We start from the raw sequence: 17851 nt of genomic DNA on the forward strand, positions 1-17851 counted from the left end.
AGCGGGGCGGTGATGATGGACCAGGCGATACCAAGCCCCAGGGTGGCCAGCTTGGCCAAGCCGGCGATCAGCATCCAGGTACCGGTGACCATGCTCAACCCCACGATGGCCAGCAGGGCATAGCTGATGACCTTGGTCAGGTTCGGGAAAAGATGCGTCCAGCGCAGCACCTCGTTGGCGCCATCGGCAAAGACGCTCATCACGGCGTTGATAGCGGGCAGTACCACCCCGAACGCGGCGGCGCGGATGGCAAACCAGGCTTGCTCGACCCGCTGCCACTGGTCAGTCATGGCGGCGGCCATCTGCTCGGCCTTGCCCATGCCGTGGGTGTTGGCCAGCGCATTGATGTTGGTGGCAAGCCCCTTGGTGTTGGTCATCAGGAGCTTGATCATGCTGACCGCCTCATCCGAGCCGAATGCCTTCTTGAGCTCGTCCCCCTCGGCCACGCTCAGGGTCTCGCCATAACGTGCCTTGAGTTTGTCCAGCATGGTGAGCACCGGCAGCATGTTGCCTGCGGCATTGGTGAACTGGATGCCGAGCGCCTTCTGGGCATTGCCGACGCCTGCCAGAAACGCTTTGAACTTGGTACCGGCCTCGCCGCCACTCATGGTGGCCTGCAGCTGGCCGAGTACCGCGAACTGCTCGTCCATCGCGATGCCGGCGGCGGTGGCGTTGGCGCCAATTGCCCCGAACGCATCGGCCATGCCCTGGCCGGTGGTCTTGAAAAGTTGCACCGCGAGCGCGGTCTTGCCGGCCACATCCTCGACCCAGTTGGCCTTGCCCATCTGCTTGGCCTGCTGCTCGAAGATGCCGTACATGGTGCCCATGTAGTTGGTGATGGTGGCGGTGTCGGCCTTGGTCGCCTTGGCTAGCGTGGTCGAGGCGCGGGTAAAGGCGGGCAGCTCGTTACCTTCGAGCCCCGCGATTGCTGACTGGATATCGTAGGAGGAGCGGACAATCTCGGTGGCCGACTCCCCGTACTGGATAGAGAGTTTCAACGCCTCGCGGCCGAGCGCCCCGAGCACATCCTTTTGCACATCGAGCGAGGCCACCTCCGCTAGCGCCCTGTCCATCTCGATGGCCGGGCCGAGGGCAGACTGGATCGCCATGCCGCCGGCGACCACCGTGGTGGCCCCCATTGCCATGCTGCTCCAGCCCTGACGGCCGGCCTTGCTGACCTTGTCCATCTGGGCATTGATGCCAGCAAGGGGCTTGGTGACCTGATCCACCAAAGCCACCTGCATCATCAATTTTTCCATCCAGGCCATAGGTCGTTATCCGTTGAATGCGTTGGCGATGCCCTCAGCCACTGCAGCGGCGTAGGACTCCCGGGTGTGTCGGTCTAACCAGAGGGCGCGGGCCAGGCTGTCGATATCGTCTTCGTCATGGGGCAGGTAGTGGCGCCGCAGCGCCAGCGCCTGCTCCAGGTGATTGCGCTCGATGGCCTCGGCGCGCGCCGTCAGTTTTTTACGGTGATCTCTAGGTCGGGGGCGAACTGCTGGTTAATGGCGCCTGCCAGCTGCAGCGCCGCGCCCGGGCGTTTGAGCAGCTCATCGAGCGCCTCTTTGCTCTCCTGGCAGACGATCTTTTTCAGGTAGTTGTGGGCCGGCGCTACCTTGTCGCTTGGCATCATGTCGTTGATAAAGCCGTTGTAGGCCACCATGGTGGGGGCGAATTTCAGCTCTTTGCCGGCGACGTCCAGGGTGATGATGGGAGTGGTCATGGGGTGGTTTCCTCTTGTTCAATCCAGTGGTTCAGGGTGTTGATTTGGGTTTGGCAGCGGCGCAGCGCCATCTGCAGGGTGGGGATAAACCGTACGGCGTCGCCGTAGGTGCGCCCCGTGAAATCAGGCTCCGGGCAGTGGGGCACCAGCCCCGGCGGCGGTAGCCGCTTGATGACTTGCGTTTGCACCACGGTCTGGGGCTGGCTGGAGCAGGCGCAAAGCAGCGTCAGGCAGAGGCTCGCGAGCACAGTCCGGGCGGCCCGCCGGCGGCGTGGCCAGCGCTTGTTCCAGTTCATCGGCGGTTTTCCTCTGTTGTTGGTCTAGCTCGGCTAGGGCGGCGCTCTGGGTGCCCAGCAATTTGCGCAGCCCCGCGGCATCGCGCTGCAACGTCACCAGCTGGCTGGCCTGCTGCTCGTTGGTCTGCTGCAAGGTGTTGATGGTCTCGTTGGCGGTGGCCAGCGCCTTGCCCCGGCTCTCCAGCATCCGGCTGCCAAGAAACAGGGCTGCGCCCATCACCAGCACCAGTACCAGCAGCACATTGGAGAGCTGTGCCTTGAAGGTGCTCATGCCAGTACCCCGCCAAACTCGGTGAATTTGGCCTGCAGGTCTGCCAGCTGGTGCTCGCGCTGACCGTAGCCGGCCCCCGGCAGGCTGGCCCAGATGTTGGCGCACTTGGCCACCGCTTGGGGGATTCGTCCTTTAAGCACATCGTCCAACGCCTTGCGCTCGCGAATAAGCTGGATCGCCCAGGTGTCTTGCGAGGCGGGGCCAAAGTCAGGCAGCCCGAGCTGGTCGCGGTAGTGGGTCCAGTGCTTTGACAGGAACTGATAGCGGCCAGCCGCGGTGCTGCTCAGGGTCTTGTTGACCTGCACCAGCACGTTCGGGTGGGTGGCGTAGCTCTCAAAGAACCCCGCCGGATTGACCAGCTTGTTGTATCCGTCATCGCCCCGGTCCTTGGTGCCTTCGGCATAGGCAATCATGTCGAGAAACGCGGCCACCTGCGGGTGGCAGTTACTGCGTGGCATGGTGTTTTTCCTCCTGACTGACAAGGGTCTGAAACTCCCGGCATGTTTGGGAAAACCGCGGGGTTTCCAGCTCCACGCCGACGAAACGGCGGCCAAGCCGCCAGGCAGCCTTGCCGGTAGCCCCCGAGCCCATAAAGAAGTCACCGACCACATCACCCGGCCGGCTGCTGGTGCGCACAATGTGTTCCATCATGGCGGCGGGTTTTTCGCACGGGTGTTTCCCGGGGTAGGCTTGCACCGAGGGGTAAGACCAGACATCTGTAAAGGGGACATCCTTGGTGACGCTGAAAGGGCGGCGCAGTCGCTCATACTCGGCCTTCAGCTCGTCATAACTGGCTACCAGGGTTTGGTAGGTGCGATGCAATCCCTGATAGGTCTCTTTGAGTTGATGATGAGGCTGGCAAAGGGCGTCAGCCTTCTTGGCGAACAGGGCTTGCAAGCGGGCGTATTGTGCTTCGCTTGGCAGGCTCCACTGGCTGCGACCGAACCAGTGCCCGGCCATCTGGCACCCCATTGCCTGGTCGATCTCCTTGTTGGAGATGCCACAGGCCGCTTTGGCTTGTTGGAAGTAGTCGATCAGCGGCTGCATCACCTGAACACGCAGCGTCTGGCAGGCCTGGCGATAGCCGCTTTGTTGCGCCATGCCATGGGCGTCCAGCTGCTCGGCAAAAATGATGCGTTCACTGGCGGGCCAGAAATTGCGCAGGGCGGATTTGTCCGTGCGATTCCACACCCCCGAGGGTTTGGCCCAGACGATGTGGCTCAATACCTTGAAGTGCTTGCGTACCAAGAGTTCGATATCGGCATTGAGCCCGGGACTGCAAAACAGATAGAGCGATCCGTTCGGCTTGAGGATGCGGGCAAACTCGATCACACACTGTTCTAGCCAATCCAGGTAGGCGCTGACGTCTGGCCACTGGTTATCCCAGTCCAGATCTTTTACCCGGAAGTAGGGCGGGTCTACCGCTACCAGATCCAGGCTGTGAGAGGGCATGGTTTTCAGGTAAACCAGCGAATCCGCATTTACCAGCTTGATGCGGTCGTTGATTTTGTGGATATGCATTTGATCAGTCATCACGTCTGTTCACTCCTTCGGTAATTTGGCGTTGAGCCACCGCTCGGCAAGGCCGCGAATAGTCTCAACACCGATAAGGCCTACCATGCCGCCTACAAATCCTGCCGCCTCTCCAGGGATCCCGAACCAGCCAAAGGCACTGATAAATGCCAAGGTGATGGCCCCGCACAAGACGGACTCCAGGAGCCTGCGGCGACCACTGCCACCGCCATAGGTGATGCGTAGCCAAGCCGTTAATACTGCTAACGCAGTGCCATAGACGGTGGGCATGTTGTCCATCAACCAGGCCAGTAGCAGGGCCCAGAGAGTGGGGTCTTTATGGGGCATGGCGTTCATGTCCGTTGCTCTGGTTAGCGGCCCAGCCTCTCAAGGCGGGTCTGACAGGGGACGCACAGCCGCACCCCCGGCACATGTTGACGGCGTGCTGCCGGGATGGGGTCGTCGCACTCTTCGCAGCGGTGCCGGCTCTCCCCCTGGTAGCGCCCTTTGCCCACCTGGTTGGCCAGATGCACGGCCAGCATCCGGGCGGCGTGGCTGTTTGCGCGGTCAATATCGTCCACCTGGCCCCCTTACCCTTTGAGGTGGCGGGTGTCATCATCCGAGAGGTACGGCACGCCATTGATGTGAACGAAGTCGGGGGAGGTGACGATGCCCTTGAGCTTGTGCACCCCCTTGCTTCCCCCTTTGGGGTCGATATCGAGCAGGTCGGCGATCTGCAGCTTCACCCCGAAGGCCTCCACCTTCATGGTTTCGTCGCCGGTGTCGGCGTAGAACAGCACATCGTCCGGTTTCAGCCCGCGCCAGCTGCCGGCCCGTTTGGCGGCATCGCTCAGCAGCTTGAAGTTCTTGGCATCGAGCTCGAACTCGCACTCGGCCGATACCTCGCCATCCACAAAGCCGTCAGGGATGCCGCGGGTCTGCGCCACGGCGCTGCTGTCGGTGATGGTGAGGCTGGCCTTCTCGACGTGCACCATGGTGCCCAGCAGTTCAATGTCGAAGCTCTGCCCTGAAATGCGTCTTGTCATGGGTTAGCCCTCCCCATTGGTGAGGCTCAGATCGAGCATGATGTTGATGGTGATCCCCTTGGGGCAGTCCACGGTGCGGATCACCACGTAGATGGAGACGTGGTTTTTGTCGGTCCACTGGATAGCGATATCGCCATCCCGAGGGGAGGTGATCTCGCCCGGGAACGGCTGGCCGTTGATGGTGGTGGTCCTGGCCATCTCGCGCAGGTCTTTGCCAAAGTAGAGGATGGCGGCGGCCGTGCTGCCCGGAGTGGAGTTGAACGAGCGATCGCCGATACGGGCGATGGCGCGCACCCGCATCCGGCGCGCCACCTTGTAGGCCACCCGCAGGTTTTCGATCACCTGGTAGTCGCCGCCCTCGGCGTCCAGGGTGCGGCCGTCAGCCCAATAGATACCGTCATAGTCCGGGTACCACATCGGCACCGAGTAGCGGTTCTGCTCCAGGGTCTGCAGGGTCGCCAGCGGCAACTCGACCCCGTCCTTGTCCTTGGGCTTGTTGCCAAGGCCGATCAGGGCACCGGTTTTGACCCGGCACGGGGTATCGGCAATGCTCACCGCCCGGTTGCACAGGCGACCGGCATAGGCACCGGCGAGGTTGGGCCACAGCTGCGGCAGCAGGGTAACGGACTCGGCCTTGATGCCATCTTGCAGGGTGACCAGGGCGGCCTCGTAGTCGCTCCAGCTCTGGCCATCCTGCTCGGCGGCATTGATCCCCGCGACCGCCAGCAGCATGAACTGCCAGCGACCCCACTTGGCGATCAGCTCCTGGTTCAGCGCGTGGGCGGCGTTGATCTTCGCCTCGTCCCACTCTTGCCCCAGCACCACCACCCCTTCAAAGGATTGGGTCTTCTGTGCCTCACGGACGGCATCTTTCCAGTCCATGTCGGTGGGCAGCACAAAGGCGGCGGCCGTCCAGTTCTGGCCCGCGTTGGCCATGGCGGCCTGCAGGTTGGTTTTGAGCTCGCTGGCGGGCTCGCCCAGCAGCTTGTCAAAGTCGCTCTGGGTATTGAGGGAGAGCAGCTTGCCGGTATTGCTTGGCGCCGTGCCGACAAACAGCAGGTGGCGCTCGACCTCGGTCACCGGCCCCTGCATCTGGTTCAAGTTGTTGATCTGTACATAAGGCCACATGGCGTTATTTCCCCTTCATCTCTTGCTTGTTGACGTCCCAGCCGTAGTCGATGCTCTGCAGGGCGCGGGCAAAGGCTTGCTCCCGTTGCTTGGCGTTGGCGCCGAGGAATGGGCGGGCAGGGAGCTCAATCTCCCAGCGCGTTTTCACTGGTTCATCCTTGAGTTTCCTGATAAGCAATCCCGCCTGGGCGTAGTTGAGATTGCCGGTGATCCAGCCGAGCGACGCCGAGCGGTATGACCCCTTGCGTGCCCCAGGGCGCTTGAACCCGAGCTCGCGCAGTTTGCGGGCTTGCGCCTTGGTCGCCGGTTTTTGCTTACCGCCTTCACTGGGGGCAATGCGGCGCCGGCTGGCCGCGGTCACCTGATAGGTGTGTCCCTTCTGGTGGGTGTTGGCGATAACCCCGGCATGGACGTTCATCGTCCCCCGTTTGAACCCGAGCTCTGCCACGTCCTGGCCGGGTGCGTGGATCTCCAGCAGTTTGGGCAGGCCGCGCAGCATCTTGCGTTTGCCCCGCTTGCGCGGCGCCCAGGGCTGACCGTTGGGGTCTTGCTGCTGGCGTACATGACGGGCCGCCAGCTTTTTGAGCTCGGCCGCGGCGCGCCACACCAAGCGCTTGCGCTTCTGGGGCGGTAGGGCCAGCAGGTTGAGCAGGTCCTGGCTGCGGCGGGCGTCCAGGGTGATGGTGATCATGCCGGGCCACCTACCTGGTGATGGCCGGTATCACCGACGTTCATGTCGATGTGGTCGGCCACCCAGATCTCATAGGGGGCCACCTGCCAGCACTTGCCGAGCCAGTTGATGGGGCCGCTCGGGTGCTCGATAAGGCGCAGCGGCTCGGTAAAGGCGAGCTGGATCTCGAGGTCGGCACTCTTCTCATCGTTCGGGGTCACCGCGTATTCCGGGTCGGCCAGCTCAAACTGTTCGCGAAACGAGTCGTGCTCCTGCACCCAGGCGGCCACGGCTGCCAAGACGATGGCCGGATCCAGCTCACGAAAGGGCAGTTGTTCAACGATGAACACCGCCTGATAGGTGAGCCAGGCCACGTCCACCCCGGTCGGGCCCATGTTGCGGGATTCGAGGCGGATCGTTCCGTTCTCCATCCAGCTATCGAGGGACTTGCGGCACTTGGCCGGCAGCACCCGGTTGAGCTCGGCGTGGAGGGCGTGCAGGAAATAGCCCTGGGCCTGCTGTTCACTCATCTCTTTACTCATATCAACGAGACCCCCGCGCGGTGTTTGCCTTTGATGCTGCGCACCAGCTGCTGACTCTCGGCCAGCAGCTGGGCCCGTTGTTCCGGTGCCCGCTCGGCCAGGTTGTTGGCAGCCGGCCGCTCGGTGACGCAGGCGAACTCCGGCAAGAGGGCCGCCTTGGCGCGGGCAAACACCGCGGCCAGATACTGCTCGGTCAACGCATTGGTGCTGCCTTGCAGGCTTGGCCCCGGCACCTCGGCGGCACTGGCATAGCCCTCGGCCATCAGCGCAGCCTGGCGCATCGCCAGCTGCAGGTTGATTTCCGAGATGGCCGCCAGCAGGGCGGCGCCGGTGGTTTGCGGGTCAAGGTCGGCAGGCAGGGCGCGGCGGCGTTCAAAATCGGCCACGGCCACATCGGGCCAAAACCCGTCATTGCGGATAGTGGCGGCGCTGTAGTCGATATCCTTGCCTGCAAACATCAGTGACCTCGCTGGTTGAATAGGTGCACCCCTGTAGCCACGCAATTGCCGCTGGGGTCGCCAAAGGTGCTCCATGGCATTCGCGCCGGGGTGCGACGGCGCGGAGAGTCGGTTTGTTATTCGGGATTGAGCACCCGCAGGCGCATGGCAATCTTCTGGCGCAAGGTGTTGACCCCCACCTTGCTGTGCAGCTTTTCTGCCTGGGCCAGCCAGTGGTCGGCCTGCTCCAGGGGGGCGGAGTCCCCCACGGCACTCGGACGCGGCTGGCCATCCTGGTCACGTAGCAGCAGACAGCCCGCGGCCTTGAACCACTTGGCTGTGAGCTTCTCGTTGAGGCGCCAGTCATCTCGTACCTTGTCGAACACCCGGGAGAACCAGGGCTCGACCGCATGGCCCTCGGCCGCTTGCTTCTCGGCCCACTCCAGCACGGTGTCGGCCACAAAGTGGGCCCAGTCCCGCTTGATGTTGCTCGGGGTGCGCTGGCCTTGAGTAATGGCAAGTTCGGCCCAGGCGATGCCAGTGTCGAAATCCCCGACATCGAAGGCCCAGACGGTGAGCAGTTGAAACAGCTCGTTCTGATAGGGCTGACCGGACTCGGCCACGCTGGCCAGATAGCGCTCCACATAGGGGCGGTATTTGGGCATCAGTTCGCTGCGCTTCATGTTCACCCGATCCCCAATGCGGGCCAGCTTGCGCAGGCGAGCGATGTCCTGTTCCAGGGCAATCATCTGCAGGTGCAGGCTGTCCGCCACCGCGCCGGTGGCCATGCCCGTGCAGGCGGCCTGCGCGGCCCCCTGCATGGCTTGCACCCGTTGCTTGTGGCGTTGACCCGGTGAGCTCATGGGTTACTCGCTCGGCGCAGTGGGGGCGGAGCCGATCTCGATGTCGGCCTCTTCAAAGCCGCCATAGGCCAGGTATTCGCCGATGGCGTAGCCTTCCATCCGCCAGTACTGGTTATCGAAGCACTTCTTGTCCTGGTTATCGTCGGCCTTGCGCTTGCGGGTACCGCGCTGGGTGTAGATGTGCAAGTTGTCGAGGGTGGTGACCACCATCCGCTTGCCCGGGAAGAAGGGCGGGATGTAGGCCTTGCGCCCGGCAATGGACTCGGCCAGCTTCTGGGCGGCGATCTGCTCGGTCGGCTTGGTGGCTTCGCTGTAGAGCTTGGCCTGGGCCGAGGCCACCAGGTCGGTACCGACCAGCACGACCAGACGCGGGTCTTGGCGGAACAGCGGATCGATGGTGGTGTTGATAAGGTCGGAGGCCATCTCGTCCAGGGTCTTGTAATCCCCCTTGCCGTCCGGGTCGAAGTGGATCTTCTTGCCAGCCTCGGCCTTGATGATCTGGCTGCCACCGTTCCACTCGCGGGCCAGCTGGTGCCAGCCTTTGTTGACGTCTTCACCCAGCGGATGGGCTTTCGGGTCGGTGTCGTCGGCCGCTTCCACGCCGTTCCAGCCGACGCGCAGCATGTCCAGGGCAAACGCCTTGTTGATGAAATCGCCCACCAGGCGCAGGAACTCGCCTTCGCTGCCCGCATTGGCCCAGACGCACAGGGTCGCCCAGTCGAGCGAGGCACAGGAGTCAGTCTCGGTCAGCTCATAGGTGTTGCCGGCGACGCCGATCTTGCCGTTAAAGCGGCCATCCTTCTTGCGGCCGGTGAACAGCTTGCCGATGCCCACTTGCACCACCTGGCCCTTGATCTGATCTACGTCGAGGCAAGTTATGAGTCCGAGGAACTCGACGGAGGCGAGCAGCGCGGCGCGAAGGCCCGTCTCCACCGGACCGGTGACGCTGAACTGCTTGGCCAGCGCGTTAACGGGGATGCCGTAGGCCTTGGCCAGGGCATTGTTGTATTGCTCCAGGCGCTGCATGGCCTGGACGGTAAGGGTCTGGCTCACGGTCGCTCCTTAATAGACTGCAGGGGTATCGTCACCGCCGAGGGCGTCCGGGCGCTGGCCCGGCTTCTCGACAGAGAACTGGTCGATCTTGCTGTTCAGCTCGCCGAACTTGTCGGTCAGGCTGGCCAGGGTCTGTTCCAGCTTGCTGAACTGCTCGGTGGTGATGCCGGGTTGCTCCCCCACCTTTGCGGGCTCGGTGACCGGTTGGGTGGTGTCGTCGGTGGCCGGTTTGGCGTCCAGCTTGGTGCTGAAGGCATCGATCTTGGTGCCAAGGCCGTTAAGAGCCCCCAGCATCTGATCGAACTGTTCTGGTTTCATTTCCTCATCCTCGGGTTGGCTGGGGGGAGTCGTGGGCGCTTGCTCGCCATGACTGGCCAGGAAGCTGAAAAACTTGGCGATCAGGCCATCGGCCTTCTCGTGCTTGGGTAGCTTGAACATGGAGAGGTCCAGCGGCTCGCTGGTGCCAACGGTCTGTCCCTTGTTGCTGTTGCTGAACTTGAGATGGGTGGTGCCGGTGCTGGCGGGCTCATCGGTGACGCCAAGGCCCAGCAGGTAGGTACGCCCCAGATCGGCGAAGTTCTCGAAGGGTTCGATGGAGCAGAACTGGTACTGACCGTTCTGGTTGTAGTAGATGAGATCGCGATTCGGACAGAGGATGGCGAACAGCTTGAGCTTGCCATCCACCTCTTCGGTCTTGAGCGCCTGCACCGTGCCATAGCTGGACCAGCGATCGTGCTCGGGCCAGATGACGGCGGTGTAATAGGTCGGATCGTAGGTCTCGGCCATGTCGGTGAGCCAGTCGCGGGTAATATCCCGCCCATCCACCGCTTTGCCTTCGGTGGCGATACAGACCCAGCCAGTTCTCAAGGTTGATTCGTTCATGCCTGCTCCCAATAGATGCGGGGTCAGGCTATCGGGTCGGCAAGGGGGTTTCATCCAGTTGTGTTCGTGGCGATTCGGATCCAGTGGGATATCCGAATTGCGTGGAACATCAGTGAGATAAGCAAGGGGAGGGGCTGGCTATGATGGCGCCATCATTCACCTGATGGAGGCGCCGTGGCGTATCCCGAAGAGATCCGCAATGCCGCGCGGGGACTCTACCTTAAACGATGGACACCCCAGGAGATCAAGGACGAACTGGGGCTTAACTCCTGCCGAGTGGTCTACTTCTGGGCCGAGAAGTACGGCTGGCGTGACCTGCTGACCGAAGAGGCGGTGGAAGATGCCATCGCCCGCCGGGTGCAGTCGCTGCTCGGGCGGGAGAAGAAAACCAGCGCCGAGCTGGACGAACTGGACCGGCTTATCGGCCACCATGTCAGCCTCAAGGAGAAGGCCATCAAGTGGGCCGAGCGTCTGCAGGCCCTCAAGGTCCAGAGTGAAGCGGGAGAGGAACCCGCCCCGCCGCGAATCCAACGTGGACGAGGTGGCCAGGATGGCGGCCGCAAAGGGAAGGGCGGCAAGAAGGGCAAGAACGAGGTCAGTCACCTGACGGAGGCAGACTTTGCCGAGTGGCTGGGTACCTTGTTTGGCTATCAGCTGCGCTGTCGGGAGGCCAAGAACGACCCGGCGCTGCCGCGTACTCGCAACATCCTCAAATCCCGCCAGATCGGCATGACCTACTACTTCGCCGGCGAGGCGCTGGAAGATGCGGTGCTTACCGGCGGCAACCAGATATTCCTGTCTGCCACCCGCGCCCAGGCGGAGGTGTTTCGCTCCTACATCTGCAAGATTGCCCAGACCTTCCTCGGCGTCACCCTGACCGGTAACCCCATCGTGCTGTCGAACGGCGCGGAGCTGCACTTTTGCTCCACCAACTCCAACAGCGCCCAGTCCCGCTCCGGCAACGTCTACATCGACGAGTATTTCTGGATCCCCAACTTCGAGAAGCTCTCGGACGTGGCTAGCGCCATGGCGACCCAGAGCCGCTGGCGCAAGACCTACTTCTCGACCCCGTCGAGCAAGGTTCACGAAGCGTACCGGTTCTGGACCGGGGATCGCTGGAAGGGGCAGCGCCCGAGCCGGGTGGCCATCGACTTCCCGGGCGAAGATGACCTGCGCGACGGTGGCCGCATCTGCCCGGATCGGCAGTGGCGTTATGTCATCACCATCGAAGATGCCATCCGGCTTGGCTGCCACCTCATCGACATCGAGGAGCTCAAAGACGAGTACCCCGAGGAGGTGTTCGATCGCCTCTACATGTGCCGGTTTATCGACGATGCCCTGTCGGTGTTCAAGTTCCAGGACATGGAGCGGGCAGGGGTAGACCCCAGCCGTTGGGAGGATTACAAGCCCGGGCGGCCTGACCCGTTCGGCCGGCGCGAGGTGTGGTTGGGCTACGACCCGAGCCGTACTCGCGACAATGCCACCCTGGTGGTGGTTGCCCCACCGATGGTGGCCGGTGAGCGCTTTCGGGTGCTGGAGAAGCACTATTGGCGCGGGCTCAACTTCCAGTACCAGGCGCAGGAGATAGAGCGCATCGCCAAGAAGTTTCGGGTCACCTATCTCGGGGTCGATGTATCCGGCATCGGCGCCGGGGTGTTTGACCTGTTGAAGCCCATCTTCAAAGGGGTGTGCCACCCCATCAACTACAGCATCGAGAGCAAATCGCGGCTGGTACTCAAGATGATCGATGTGGTGGAGGCAAACCGCATCGAGTGGGACGGTTCGGATCGGGATATCCCGCTGGCGTTCCTCGCCATCAAGCGCAGCACCACCGGCGGCGGCCAGATGACGTTTCGGGCCGCCCGCGACAACGTGACCGGCCACGCTGACGTCTTTTTTGCCATCGCCCACGCCGTGGCCAACGAACCGCTCGATACCACCCGAAAACGTAAATCCACCTGGGCAACCAGCCAGGAGAGAAAGGCAGCATGACCAAGCGACACAAACCCCAACCGGCCCGGGCGGCCACCCCAGCAAAGAGCGCGGTGGCGTTCAGCATGCCGGAGGCCATCGACCCCACGGCCTGGATGACCGATTACACCGGGGTGTTCTACAACCCCTATGGCGAGTATTACCAGCCGCCTATCGAGCGCAAGGGGTTGGCCAAGGTGGTGCGGGCCAATGCCCACCACGGGGCCATCCTGATGGCGCGCCGCAATATGGTGGCAGGTCGCTTTACCAACCAGCGCACCACGGTCACCGCCTTTGCCCACAACTACCTGCAGTTCGGGGATGCGGGTCTGCTTAAACTGCGCAATGGGTTTAACCAGGTGGTGGGGCTGCTGCCGCTCTCCAGCGTCTACCTGCGCCGGCGCGAGGATGGCTGCTTTGTCTACCTGCAGCAGGGCAAGCCGAATCTGATTTACCGGCCGGAGGACATCATCTGGCTGGCCCAGTACGACCCCGAGCAGCAGATCTACGGCATGCCCGACTACCTGGGTGGCCTGCAGTCGGCCCTGCTCAACCAGGACGCCACCCTGTTTCGGCGCAAATACTTCCTCAACGGCGCCCACATGGGCTTCATCTTCTACGCCACAGACCCGAACATGGACGACGACACTGAGGAAGAGATGAAGGAGATGATCGCGAGCAGCAAGGGGGTGGGGAACTTCCGCTCCATGTTCGTCAACATTCCGGATGGCAAGCCTGATGGCATCAAGCTTATTCCGGTGGGGGATATCGCCACCAAGGACGAGTTCGCGGCCATCAAGGGGATTACCGCTCAGGATGTATTGACCAGCCACCGCTTTCCGGCGGCGCTGGCCGGCATTATTCCGACCAATGGCGGGGGAGGGCTCGGGGATCCCGAGAAGTACGATGCCACCTATGCCCGCAACGAGGTGCTGCCGCTGTGCGAGCTTATCCAGGATGCCATCAACAGCGCAGGACTCCCTCGCTCCCTCTGGGTCGATTTTCGGGAGAATATCGGTTCAACTGTATAAACAAACAGTGCTTGCTGTGGCAAGATAGGCTGTTGATTTGGATAGAAAAGGGGGCGTAATGCGGGTTTATTGCAAAGTGTGTGGCCAGCGGGGCCGCATTACCAAGACCAACCGACTGAGCGATGATGTCTCGGATCTCTACTGCCAGTGCACCGATGCCGAGTGCGGTCACAGCTGGGTGGCCACCTTGTCGTTCGCCCATACCCTAAGCCCCTCGGCCAAGACCACCAACCAGCTGGTGCTGAGCTTGATGGGGTCGCTCACGCCAGAGGGGCGGCAGTTGGTACTGAAAGGACTGGGGGCGCGTTAGTACCCACCTAACTATTTCCATTTGGATGGTTCTGCTATCCGCGCCAGCACTGGCCTTGCGTGGGATAGCAGATTCCTTTTTTCTATTGTTCACCTTCTGTCAGCATTAACCACTTTTTGTTGGCTCAGATATCTACTCTATTGACCCTAGGTCCGATTTTCCGCCCAACAAAACAACTGAGAAACGCATTAATATCATTTTTTTAACAAAAAGGGTTGATCTTGGTTGGGGTCATTTGGTAACTTCAAATTGTTGCAATTCAGCAACATTTAATTTTAATAAGGATATCAAAATGCTTAAGAAATTCGATGCTACAAAAATCATCACTCTGAAGAACAAATCAACCTGCCTTAATATCATGACGATCGGCACAAAGTAGTAAAAGTACAAGTAGATAAGCAACAACAAGTTGCTTATCTACTTAAAATAAAAGGTGAGTATAATGCAACTAACACATACACCAGACCATGTACAATCTAAGCGGCTAAAAGAGTTAACACGAGATAATCTGATATCATCTTTAAAGTATGTATTATATGTTTGTGATGATGTTCTTGATAAGAACACATATTTTAAAGTTGAAGAATTCATTTCACTGGCTGAGTCAAAAAAATATTCGAGCGGTTTTTTATTTTACGCAGTTAAAGAAATCTGCAAAGGGATTGAGAGACAGGAACTAGACAGGATTAAGAACTGTTTTAGTTTAATCGCAAAACTTGAGCTAGATAAAAATGAGAAGGTGATAATAGCTAGAAAGGATAACCTTCCAGAAGGAGTTTTTGATTTTTTTTCAAAAACAAATGATGATGTGTATAGTTTTCAATATATTGACGTCATGTCTGAATATGATGATTTAATTAAGGTTGGCTTAGATGAGGCTTTTAGTTTAATTCTTGATGTAGATCCTGAGTTGTATCTTGAAATACAAGAAATTGTAGATGAATTTTTTGTTTTTAGTGCCAATGAAAACAATGGTCACATCGTATATTCTGGTAGTGACTTTAATAAGTTGGGGACTGTTTTTATAAATAAGGAAACCTGTGTTAAGGACTTGTATTTTCTTGTGGATAAGATAATTCACGAGTCTGCCCATCAGGTTTTGCTTTCAATCATGACTGTCGATGAAATTGTTTTAAATAAAGATAATGAACGCTTTCCATCTCCGCTTAGGACTGGTTTAAGAACTATGAATGGAATTTATCATGCTGCCTTTGTTTTATATAGAATAGCTTGCTTCTTTAGTAGGGTCTTAAAGTTAAATCCGAGCGATGCTAAAGCGCTTTATCATTTCAACATAAGTGTTGAACAATTCAAAGGTTGTTATGATGTTATAACTAGTCATGGTCACCTCACACCTCTAGGAATTACTTTCATTAAAAATTGCAATGCGGAAATAGAGGCGGTATTAGATGAAGTTCATTGACTCTCTTGACCAAAAAACGATTGATTTAATGACAGAGTTTAATGGAGATTCTGTTAGACGCTTACAAGAAGATCTGTACCCGATTGCACCTGAACTGGTTGAGCGGTTGATCAAAAGTATTTATCAAGATGCCTATCAGAGAGGAGTTTTAACCACTAGAGAACGGCACATAGCAACAATATCAGCTTTGATTGCTGTTGGAGGTGCAGAAAGGCAACTGTCATTCCAAGGTTATGCTGCTTATAGGCTTGGGTTTTCTAGAGAAGACATGCAGGAAATTCTTATTCAAAATGCTGTTTTTTCTGGTTTTACTAGGGCTATGAATGCTGCAGTCATCTTTGATGAGACCTGGAAAAAATTTCAGAGTGGGAAGGACAATGAAGCATAAAAATTTTTACTTATATCAGTTCGCTGATGTTATTTTTACATCTTCATGTCGTGCTTTCGGAATATTGCTTGCGTGGGTTATGATTCAGCATTATCAACTGAAGGTTGAGCTTGGTTGGTTTATATCAATTTCTTGGCTGTTACAAGTGTCCACCCTCATACTGATGAGTTTTTTTGCCAGTAAAATTACAAAAATTAAAATACCAGTATTTTGTTCTCTCGCAAGTTTATTATGCTTGCTTACACTTGAGTTTTCTGGTGATAAAGGACCTTTACAACTTGGTCTTATATATATAGCTACATCTTTATTTAGTATTGCAATTCAACCAATAGGGTCTAGCATTGTTCCAGATATATACGCTGGAAATAATATTGAGCGAGCGTTCAGAATTAGAGGTTTTGTAAATTCAATTAATACCATCTTGGGTGCGGCTATATCTGGATTTGTAATTAGTGCGTTTTCTCTTGAGCAAACAACTAGAATATTGATGATATCTACAGCCATTTCATTATTGGTTTTTATTATTGTAAAGACAAACAAAAAAATATCATTTGTTAGTAAGGCCAATAATGCGACGGCAATAAGTGCCCTAATTGGAAATAAAGTGGAAAGAATTCTGGTGATAGTCTCGGCTGTGTCGAATTTTGTTCTTACACCAACCTTGATGTATATAACACCAATATTAATTGTAGATACGTATGGCTATACCGCCTTAGAAATAGGGATATCTGAAGCCATGTTTGGTATCGGTATGCTTTGGGGTAGTGTCGTACTATGTAAAAAGTTGAATGACTGGCTTGGCGTTAGAGTTACGACGGTTGCGAGCGTCAGCATTGTCGGGTTTAGCTTGTTGTTGATTTTGTATTCTGGCAGCATATTTTCTTTATTTATTGGGCTTTTGTTATCTGGTTCAGGGGTTGTTATATATAACATCAACACTACTAAGATTCGTTGTTCAGCAACACCCTCAGAACTGAGAGGGGCATTTGAATCAATATTTCTTGCCGTATGTATACTACCTATTCCAGCAGGTATGACTATGTCTACATTGCTAGTTAATTCTGGTAGTCTATATGTTGCTCTAGCACTTTTTGCTGTATTGATTTTTATTTCCGCTATTGCCATTTGGTTTTCTAAAGATTTTAAATTGGTGGCGCAGTTGGATAATGATAACTTGAATGAGCATTATGTTAAGCTTTATCCAAAAGCATACATGGCATAGTTTATTAAGGTTGCAGGAGGATGTTATTTATGAATTCCTCCTGCCTTTAGTTGTTTTCAAAAAAATGCATAATGACTTTATAGCGACAATGTGTAATTTAGACCACGTTGTCTATCGAAAAACCGTTAACAACAAATTGGAGTGTTATTAGTATTTTAATCATGAATAGATGTGTGCAAATTACTAATAATGAAACTTTCTCTGTGAATCACATATCTCGTCCCTGCATCCACTCCGGTACATCCAGGCCCTCTAATACCCGCCACATCTCTGACTGATAGGGCTCCGGTAGCATATCGATCCAGCGGTGTGCACTGCCATGGCCTTGCGCCTGGTAGACTTGACCGCACAGCTCAACCAACATCGGCCAGTCTGGATCGCCTTCCGGTACCGCGTACTCATCCGGCTGGTCCAGTTCGGTTGGCGGTCGGCCATCTGGTATCCAATCCGGCTCGCTTGGGAGCGCTCGGCTTGACTGCAACTGGCCGTTTTCCAGCCAGAGGGTGAAACCGTCCACCGTGATGCTGGCGCCAGCCCGTAAACGGTCGATGGAGAAGGGCGATAACCCCCATTGTTCCCTCATGATCTGGTCTGCGAAGGCATCAGGATCCGGTAGCGTACAGTTATTGTCAGAGCTCCAAGGTGCCGGGCTGTCGCCCGTCTTAACCCCAACCCCACTCGCTGCAGCCTCGGCGGCTTTCCTGGCTTCATGAGTACCGGCAGGCACAATTTCCCACCCTTGCAGGCGGGTCTTGATGCCAAGGCGAGCGGAAGTAATGCCCATCAGGCGCTTGATGTCTTCGCCATAGCTGTTGGCCTGCTCCTCGATGAGGTGGGCCAGCTTGATAGGGTGTTCGGCGCGGGTGGCCAGTGCACCGCCCATGGCGTGCAGATAGCAGCGAAAGATGCCGTTATCTGCGGCAAAGCGGGCCGCCTCAAATCGCGGGTCTTGCAGCACGGGCTTGGGCGGGCCAACCAGTTCGGCATACTTCTTGGCGTTGCTGATGCGGCGCAGCTCGCGCCATACCCCGACCGGGGCGCCGCCGATCTGCTGGAAGGTGCGAATGCCCCACCAACTGGCCC

At 57.5% G+C, this 17851-nt stretch carries 22 protein-coding genes and 1 pseudogene; 6 read left to right on the forward strand and 17 right to left on the reverse strand.

Features of this window, described 5'->3' with window-relative positions:
- From AB5Z09_RS21540 to AB5Z09_RS21615, 16 genes are all read right to left on the reverse strand, one after another.
- Nucleotides 1-1268, reverse strand: a 1268-nt coding sequence (locus AB5Z09_RS21540) for a phage tail tape measure protein (protein ID WP_368196231.1), incomplete at its 3' end; no start/stop codon positions are given.
- Nucleotides 1269-1459: 191 nt separating this feature from the next.
- Complete coding sequence (locus tag AB5Z09_RS21545; protein WP_029299933.1) at nucleotides 1460-1723, reverse strand: putative phage tail assembly chaperone; 264 nt, start codon at nucleotides 1721-1723, stop codon at nucleotides 1460-1462.
- A complete protein-coding gene (locus AB5Z09_RS21550) occupies nucleotides 1720-1914 on the reverse strand; it encodes a hypothetical protein (RefSeq protein ID WP_260392951.1) in 195 nt (64 codons plus the stop codon). The genes AB5Z09_RS21545 and AB5Z09_RS21550 overlap by 4 nt, the downstream gene beginning before the upstream one ends.
- The gene (locus AB5Z09_RS21555) at nucleotides 1847-2290 is read right to left on the reverse strand and encodes a hypothetical protein (RefSeq protein ID WP_368196215.1); all 444 of its coding nucleotides are present in this window, start codon (nucleotides 2288-2290) and stop codon (nucleotides 1847-1849) included. The genes AB5Z09_RS21550 and AB5Z09_RS21555 overlap by 68 nt, the downstream gene beginning before the upstream one ends.
- Nucleotides 2287-2748, reverse strand: coding sequence for a glycoside hydrolase family 104 protein (locus tag AB5Z09_RS21560; RefSeq protein WP_368196214.1), 462 nt, complete (start codon nucleotides 2746-2748; stop codon nucleotides 2287-2289). Before AB5Z09_RS21560 ends, AB5Z09_RS21555 begins: the two co-directional genes overlap by 4 nt.
- A complete protein-coding gene (locus AB5Z09_RS21565) occupies nucleotides 2735-3823 on the reverse strand; it encodes a site-specific DNA-methyltransferase (RefSeq protein WP_368196211.1) in 1089 nt (362 codons plus the stop codon). Before AB5Z09_RS21565 ends, AB5Z09_RS21560 begins: the two co-directional genes overlap by 14 nt.
- Nucleotides 3824-3832: 9 nt before the next feature.
- Nucleotides 3833-4150 (reverse strand): phage holin, lambda family, encoded by a 318-nt coding sequence (locus tag AB5Z09_RS21570; protein ID WP_075115611.1) that lies wholly within the window; start codon nucleotides 4148-4150, stop codon nucleotides 3833-3835.
- 23 nt (nucleotides 4151-4173) lie between these two features.
- A complete protein-coding gene (locus tag AB5Z09_RS21575; RefSeq protein WP_368196210.1) occupies nucleotides 4174-4383 on the reverse strand; it encodes a TraR/DksA family transcriptional regulator in 210 nt (69 codons plus the stop codon).
- 9 nt (nucleotides 4384-4392) lie between these two features.
- Complete coding sequence (locus AB5Z09_RS21580) at nucleotides 4393-4848, reverse strand: phage protein (RefSeq protein WP_108570475.1); 456 nt, start codon at nucleotides 4846-4848, stop codon at nucleotides 4393-4395.
- A 3-nt stretch (nucleotides 4849-4851) separates the two neighbouring features.
- Nucleotides 4852-5976, reverse strand: a complete 1125-nt coding sequence (locus tag AB5Z09_RS21585; protein ID WP_368196208.1) for a DUF2586 domain-containing protein — start codon at nucleotides 5974-5976, stop codon at nucleotides 4852-4854.
- A 4-nt stretch (nucleotides 5977-5980) separates the two neighbouring features.
- On the reverse strand, nucleotides 5981-6667 hold the full coding sequence (locus AB5Z09_RS21590; RefSeq protein ID WP_368196205.1) for a phage virion morphogenesis protein: 687 nt from the start codon (nucleotides 6665-6667) through the stop codon (nucleotides 5981-5983).
- The gene (locus AB5Z09_RS21595; RefSeq protein WP_075115557.1) at nucleotides 6664-7176 is read right to left on the reverse strand and encodes a phage tail protein; all 513 of its coding nucleotides are present in this window, start codon (nucleotides 7174-7176) and stop codon (nucleotides 6664-6666) included. The genes AB5Z09_RS21590 and AB5Z09_RS21595 overlap by 4 nt, the downstream gene beginning before the upstream one ends.
- Before the next feature lie 8 nt (nucleotides 7177-7184).
- Nucleotides 7185-7646, reverse strand: coding sequence for a head completion/stabilization protein (locus tag AB5Z09_RS21600; RefSeq protein WP_368196203.1), 462 nt, complete (start codon nucleotides 7644-7646; stop codon nucleotides 7185-7187).
- A 116-nt stretch (nucleotides 7647-7762) separates the two neighbouring features.
- Nucleotides 7763-8488, reverse strand: coding sequence for a terminase endonuclease subunit (locus AB5Z09_RS21605; RefSeq protein WP_368196202.1), 726 nt, complete (start codon nucleotides 8486-8488; stop codon nucleotides 7763-7765).
- A gap of 3 nt (nucleotides 8489-8491) precedes the next feature.
- Nucleotides 8492-9541, reverse strand: a complete 1050-nt coding sequence (locus AB5Z09_RS21610) for a phage major capsid protein, P2 family (RefSeq protein ID WP_368196200.1) — start codon at nucleotides 9539-9541, stop codon at nucleotides 8492-8494.
- 9 nt (nucleotides 9542-9550) lie between these two features.
- On the reverse strand, nucleotides 9551-10423 hold the full coding sequence (locus tag AB5Z09_RS21615; RefSeq protein ID WP_368196198.1) for a GPO family capsid scaffolding protein: 873 nt from the start codon (nucleotides 10421-10423) through the stop codon (nucleotides 9551-9553).
- Nucleotides 10424-10597: 174 nt separating this feature from the next.
- Here AB5Z09_RS21615 and AB5Z09_RS21620 point away from each other — a divergent pair, with 174 nt between their 5' ends.
- The 6 genes from AB5Z09_RS21620 to AB5Z09_RS21645 all read left to right on the forward strand — a co-directional run bounded on the left by AB5Z09_RS21620 (nucleotide 10598) and on the right by AB5Z09_RS21645 (nucleotide 16768).
- On the forward strand, nucleotides 10598-12415 hold the full coding sequence (locus AB5Z09_RS21620; RefSeq protein WP_368196234.1) for a terminase family protein: 1818 nt from the start codon (nucleotides 10598-10600) through the stop codon (nucleotides 12413-12415).
- The gene (locus AB5Z09_RS21625) at nucleotides 12412-13425 is read left to right on the forward strand and encodes a phage portal protein (RefSeq protein ID WP_323966858.1); all 1014 of its coding nucleotides are present in this window, start codon (nucleotides 12412-12414) and stop codon (nucleotides 13423-13425) included. Before AB5Z09_RS21620 ends, AB5Z09_RS21625 begins: the two co-directional genes overlap by 4 nt.
- A 58-nt stretch (nucleotides 13426-13483) precedes the next feature.
- Nucleotides 13484-13735: an ogr/Delta-like zinc finger family protein gene (locus AB5Z09_RS21630; RefSeq protein WP_181497356.1), complete on the forward strand. Its 252-nt coding sequence runs from the start codon at nucleotides 13484-13486 to the stop codon at nucleotides 13733-13735.
- A gap of 442 nt (nucleotides 13736-14177) precedes the next feature.
- Nucleotides 14178-15158 (forward strand): HEXXH motif-containing putative peptide modification protein, encoded by a 981-nt coding sequence (locus AB5Z09_RS21635; RefSeq protein WP_368196236.1) that lies wholly within the window; start codon nucleotides 14178-14180, stop codon nucleotides 15156-15158.
- Complete coding sequence (locus tag AB5Z09_RS21640) at nucleotides 15145-15546, forward strand: carboxymuconolactone decarboxylase family protein (protein WP_258721758.1); 402 nt, start codon at nucleotides 15145-15147, stop codon at nucleotides 15544-15546. Before AB5Z09_RS21635 ends, AB5Z09_RS21640 begins: the two co-directional genes overlap by 14 nt.
- Complete coding sequence (locus tag AB5Z09_RS21645) at nucleotides 15536-16768, forward strand: MFS transporter (RefSeq protein WP_368196238.1); 1233 nt, start codon at nucleotides 15536-15538, stop codon at nucleotides 16766-16768. The genes AB5Z09_RS21640 and AB5Z09_RS21645 overlap by 11 nt, the downstream gene beginning before the upstream one ends.
- 208 nt (nucleotides 16769-16976) lie before the next feature.
- Here the strand turns inward: AB5Z09_RS21645 and AB5Z09_RS21650 are convergent.
- Nucleotides 16977-17851 (reverse strand): annotated as a pseudogene (locus AB5Z09_RS21650) (replication endonuclease); the annotation flags it as partial.

Origin of the sequence: Aeromonas sp. R2-2 (assembly GCF_040908355.1) — a bacterium.
Lineage (GTDB): Bacteria > Pseudomonadota > Gammaproteobacteria > Enterobacterales > Aeromonadaceae > Aeromonas > Aeromonas veronii.

Bases quoted from the DNA above. Each gene is read 5' to 3' on its own strand.
- AB5Z09_RS21545 (WP_029299933.1), bottom strand. From the start codon at position 1,723: ATGACCACTCCCATCATCACCCTGGACGTCGCCGGCAAAGAGCTGAAA.
- AB5Z09_RS21555 (WP_368196215.1), bottom strand. From the start codon at position 2,290: ATGAGCACCTTCAAGGCACAGCTCTCCAATGTGCTGCTGGTACTGGTG.
- AB5Z09_RS21560 (WP_368196214.1), bottom strand. From the start codon at position 2,748: ATGCCACGCAGTAACTGCCACCCGCAGGTGGCCGCGTTTCTCGACATG.
- AB5Z09_RS21565 (WP_368196211.1), bottom strand. From the start codon at position 3,823: ATGACTGATCAAATGCATATCCACAAAATCAACGACCGCATCAAGCTG.
- AB5Z09_RS21570 (WP_075115611.1), bottom strand. From the start codon at position 4,150: ATGCCCCATAAAGACCCCACTCTCTGGGCCCTGCTACTGGCCTGGTTG.
- AB5Z09_RS21580 (WP_108570475.1), bottom strand. From the start codon at position 4,848: ATGACAAGACGCATTTCAGGGCAGAGCTTCGACATTGAACTGCTGGGC.
- AB5Z09_RS21585 (WP_368196208.1), bottom strand. From the start codon at position 5,976: ATGTGGCCTTATGTACAGATCAACAACTTGAACCAGATGCAGGGGCCG.
- AB5Z09_RS21590 (WP_368196205.1), bottom strand. From the start codon at position 6,667: ATGATCACCATCACCCTGGACGCCCGCCGCAGCCAGGACCTGCTCAAC.
- AB5Z09_RS21595 (WP_075115557.1), bottom strand. From the start codon at position 7,176: ATGAGTGAACAGCAGGCCCAGGGCTATTTCCTGCACGCCCTCCACGCC.
- AB5Z09_RS21600 (WP_368196203.1), bottom strand. From the start codon at position 7,646: ATGTTTGCAGGCAAGGATATCGACTACAGCGCCGCCACTATCCGCAAT.
- AB5Z09_RS21605 (WP_368196202.1), bottom strand. From the start codon at position 8,488: ATGAGCTCACCGGGTCAACGCCACAAGCAACGGGTGCAAGCCATGCAG.
- AB5Z09_RS21615 (WP_368196198.1), bottom strand. From the start codon at position 10,423: ATGAACGAATCAACCTTGAGAACTGGCTGGGTCTGTATCGCCACCGAA.
- AB5Z09_RS21625 (WP_323966858.1), top strand. From the start codon at position 12,412: ATGACCAAGCGACACAAACCCCAACCGGCCCGGGCGGCCACCCCAGCA.
- AB5Z09_RS21630 (WP_181497356.1), top strand. From the start codon at position 13,484: ATGCGGGTTTATTGCAAAGTGTGTGGCCAGCGGGGCCGCATTACCAAG.
- AB5Z09_RS21635 (WP_368196236.1), top strand. From the start codon at position 14,178: ATGCAACTAACACATACACCAGACCATGTACAATCTAAGCGGCTAAAA.
- AB5Z09_RS21640 (WP_258721758.1), top strand. From the start codon at position 15,145: ATGAAGTTCATTGACTCTCTTGACCAAAAAACGATTGATTTAATGACA.
- AB5Z09_RS21645 (WP_368196238.1), top strand. From the start codon at position 15,536: ATGAAGCATAAAAATTTTTACTTATATCAGTTCGCTGATGTTATTTTT.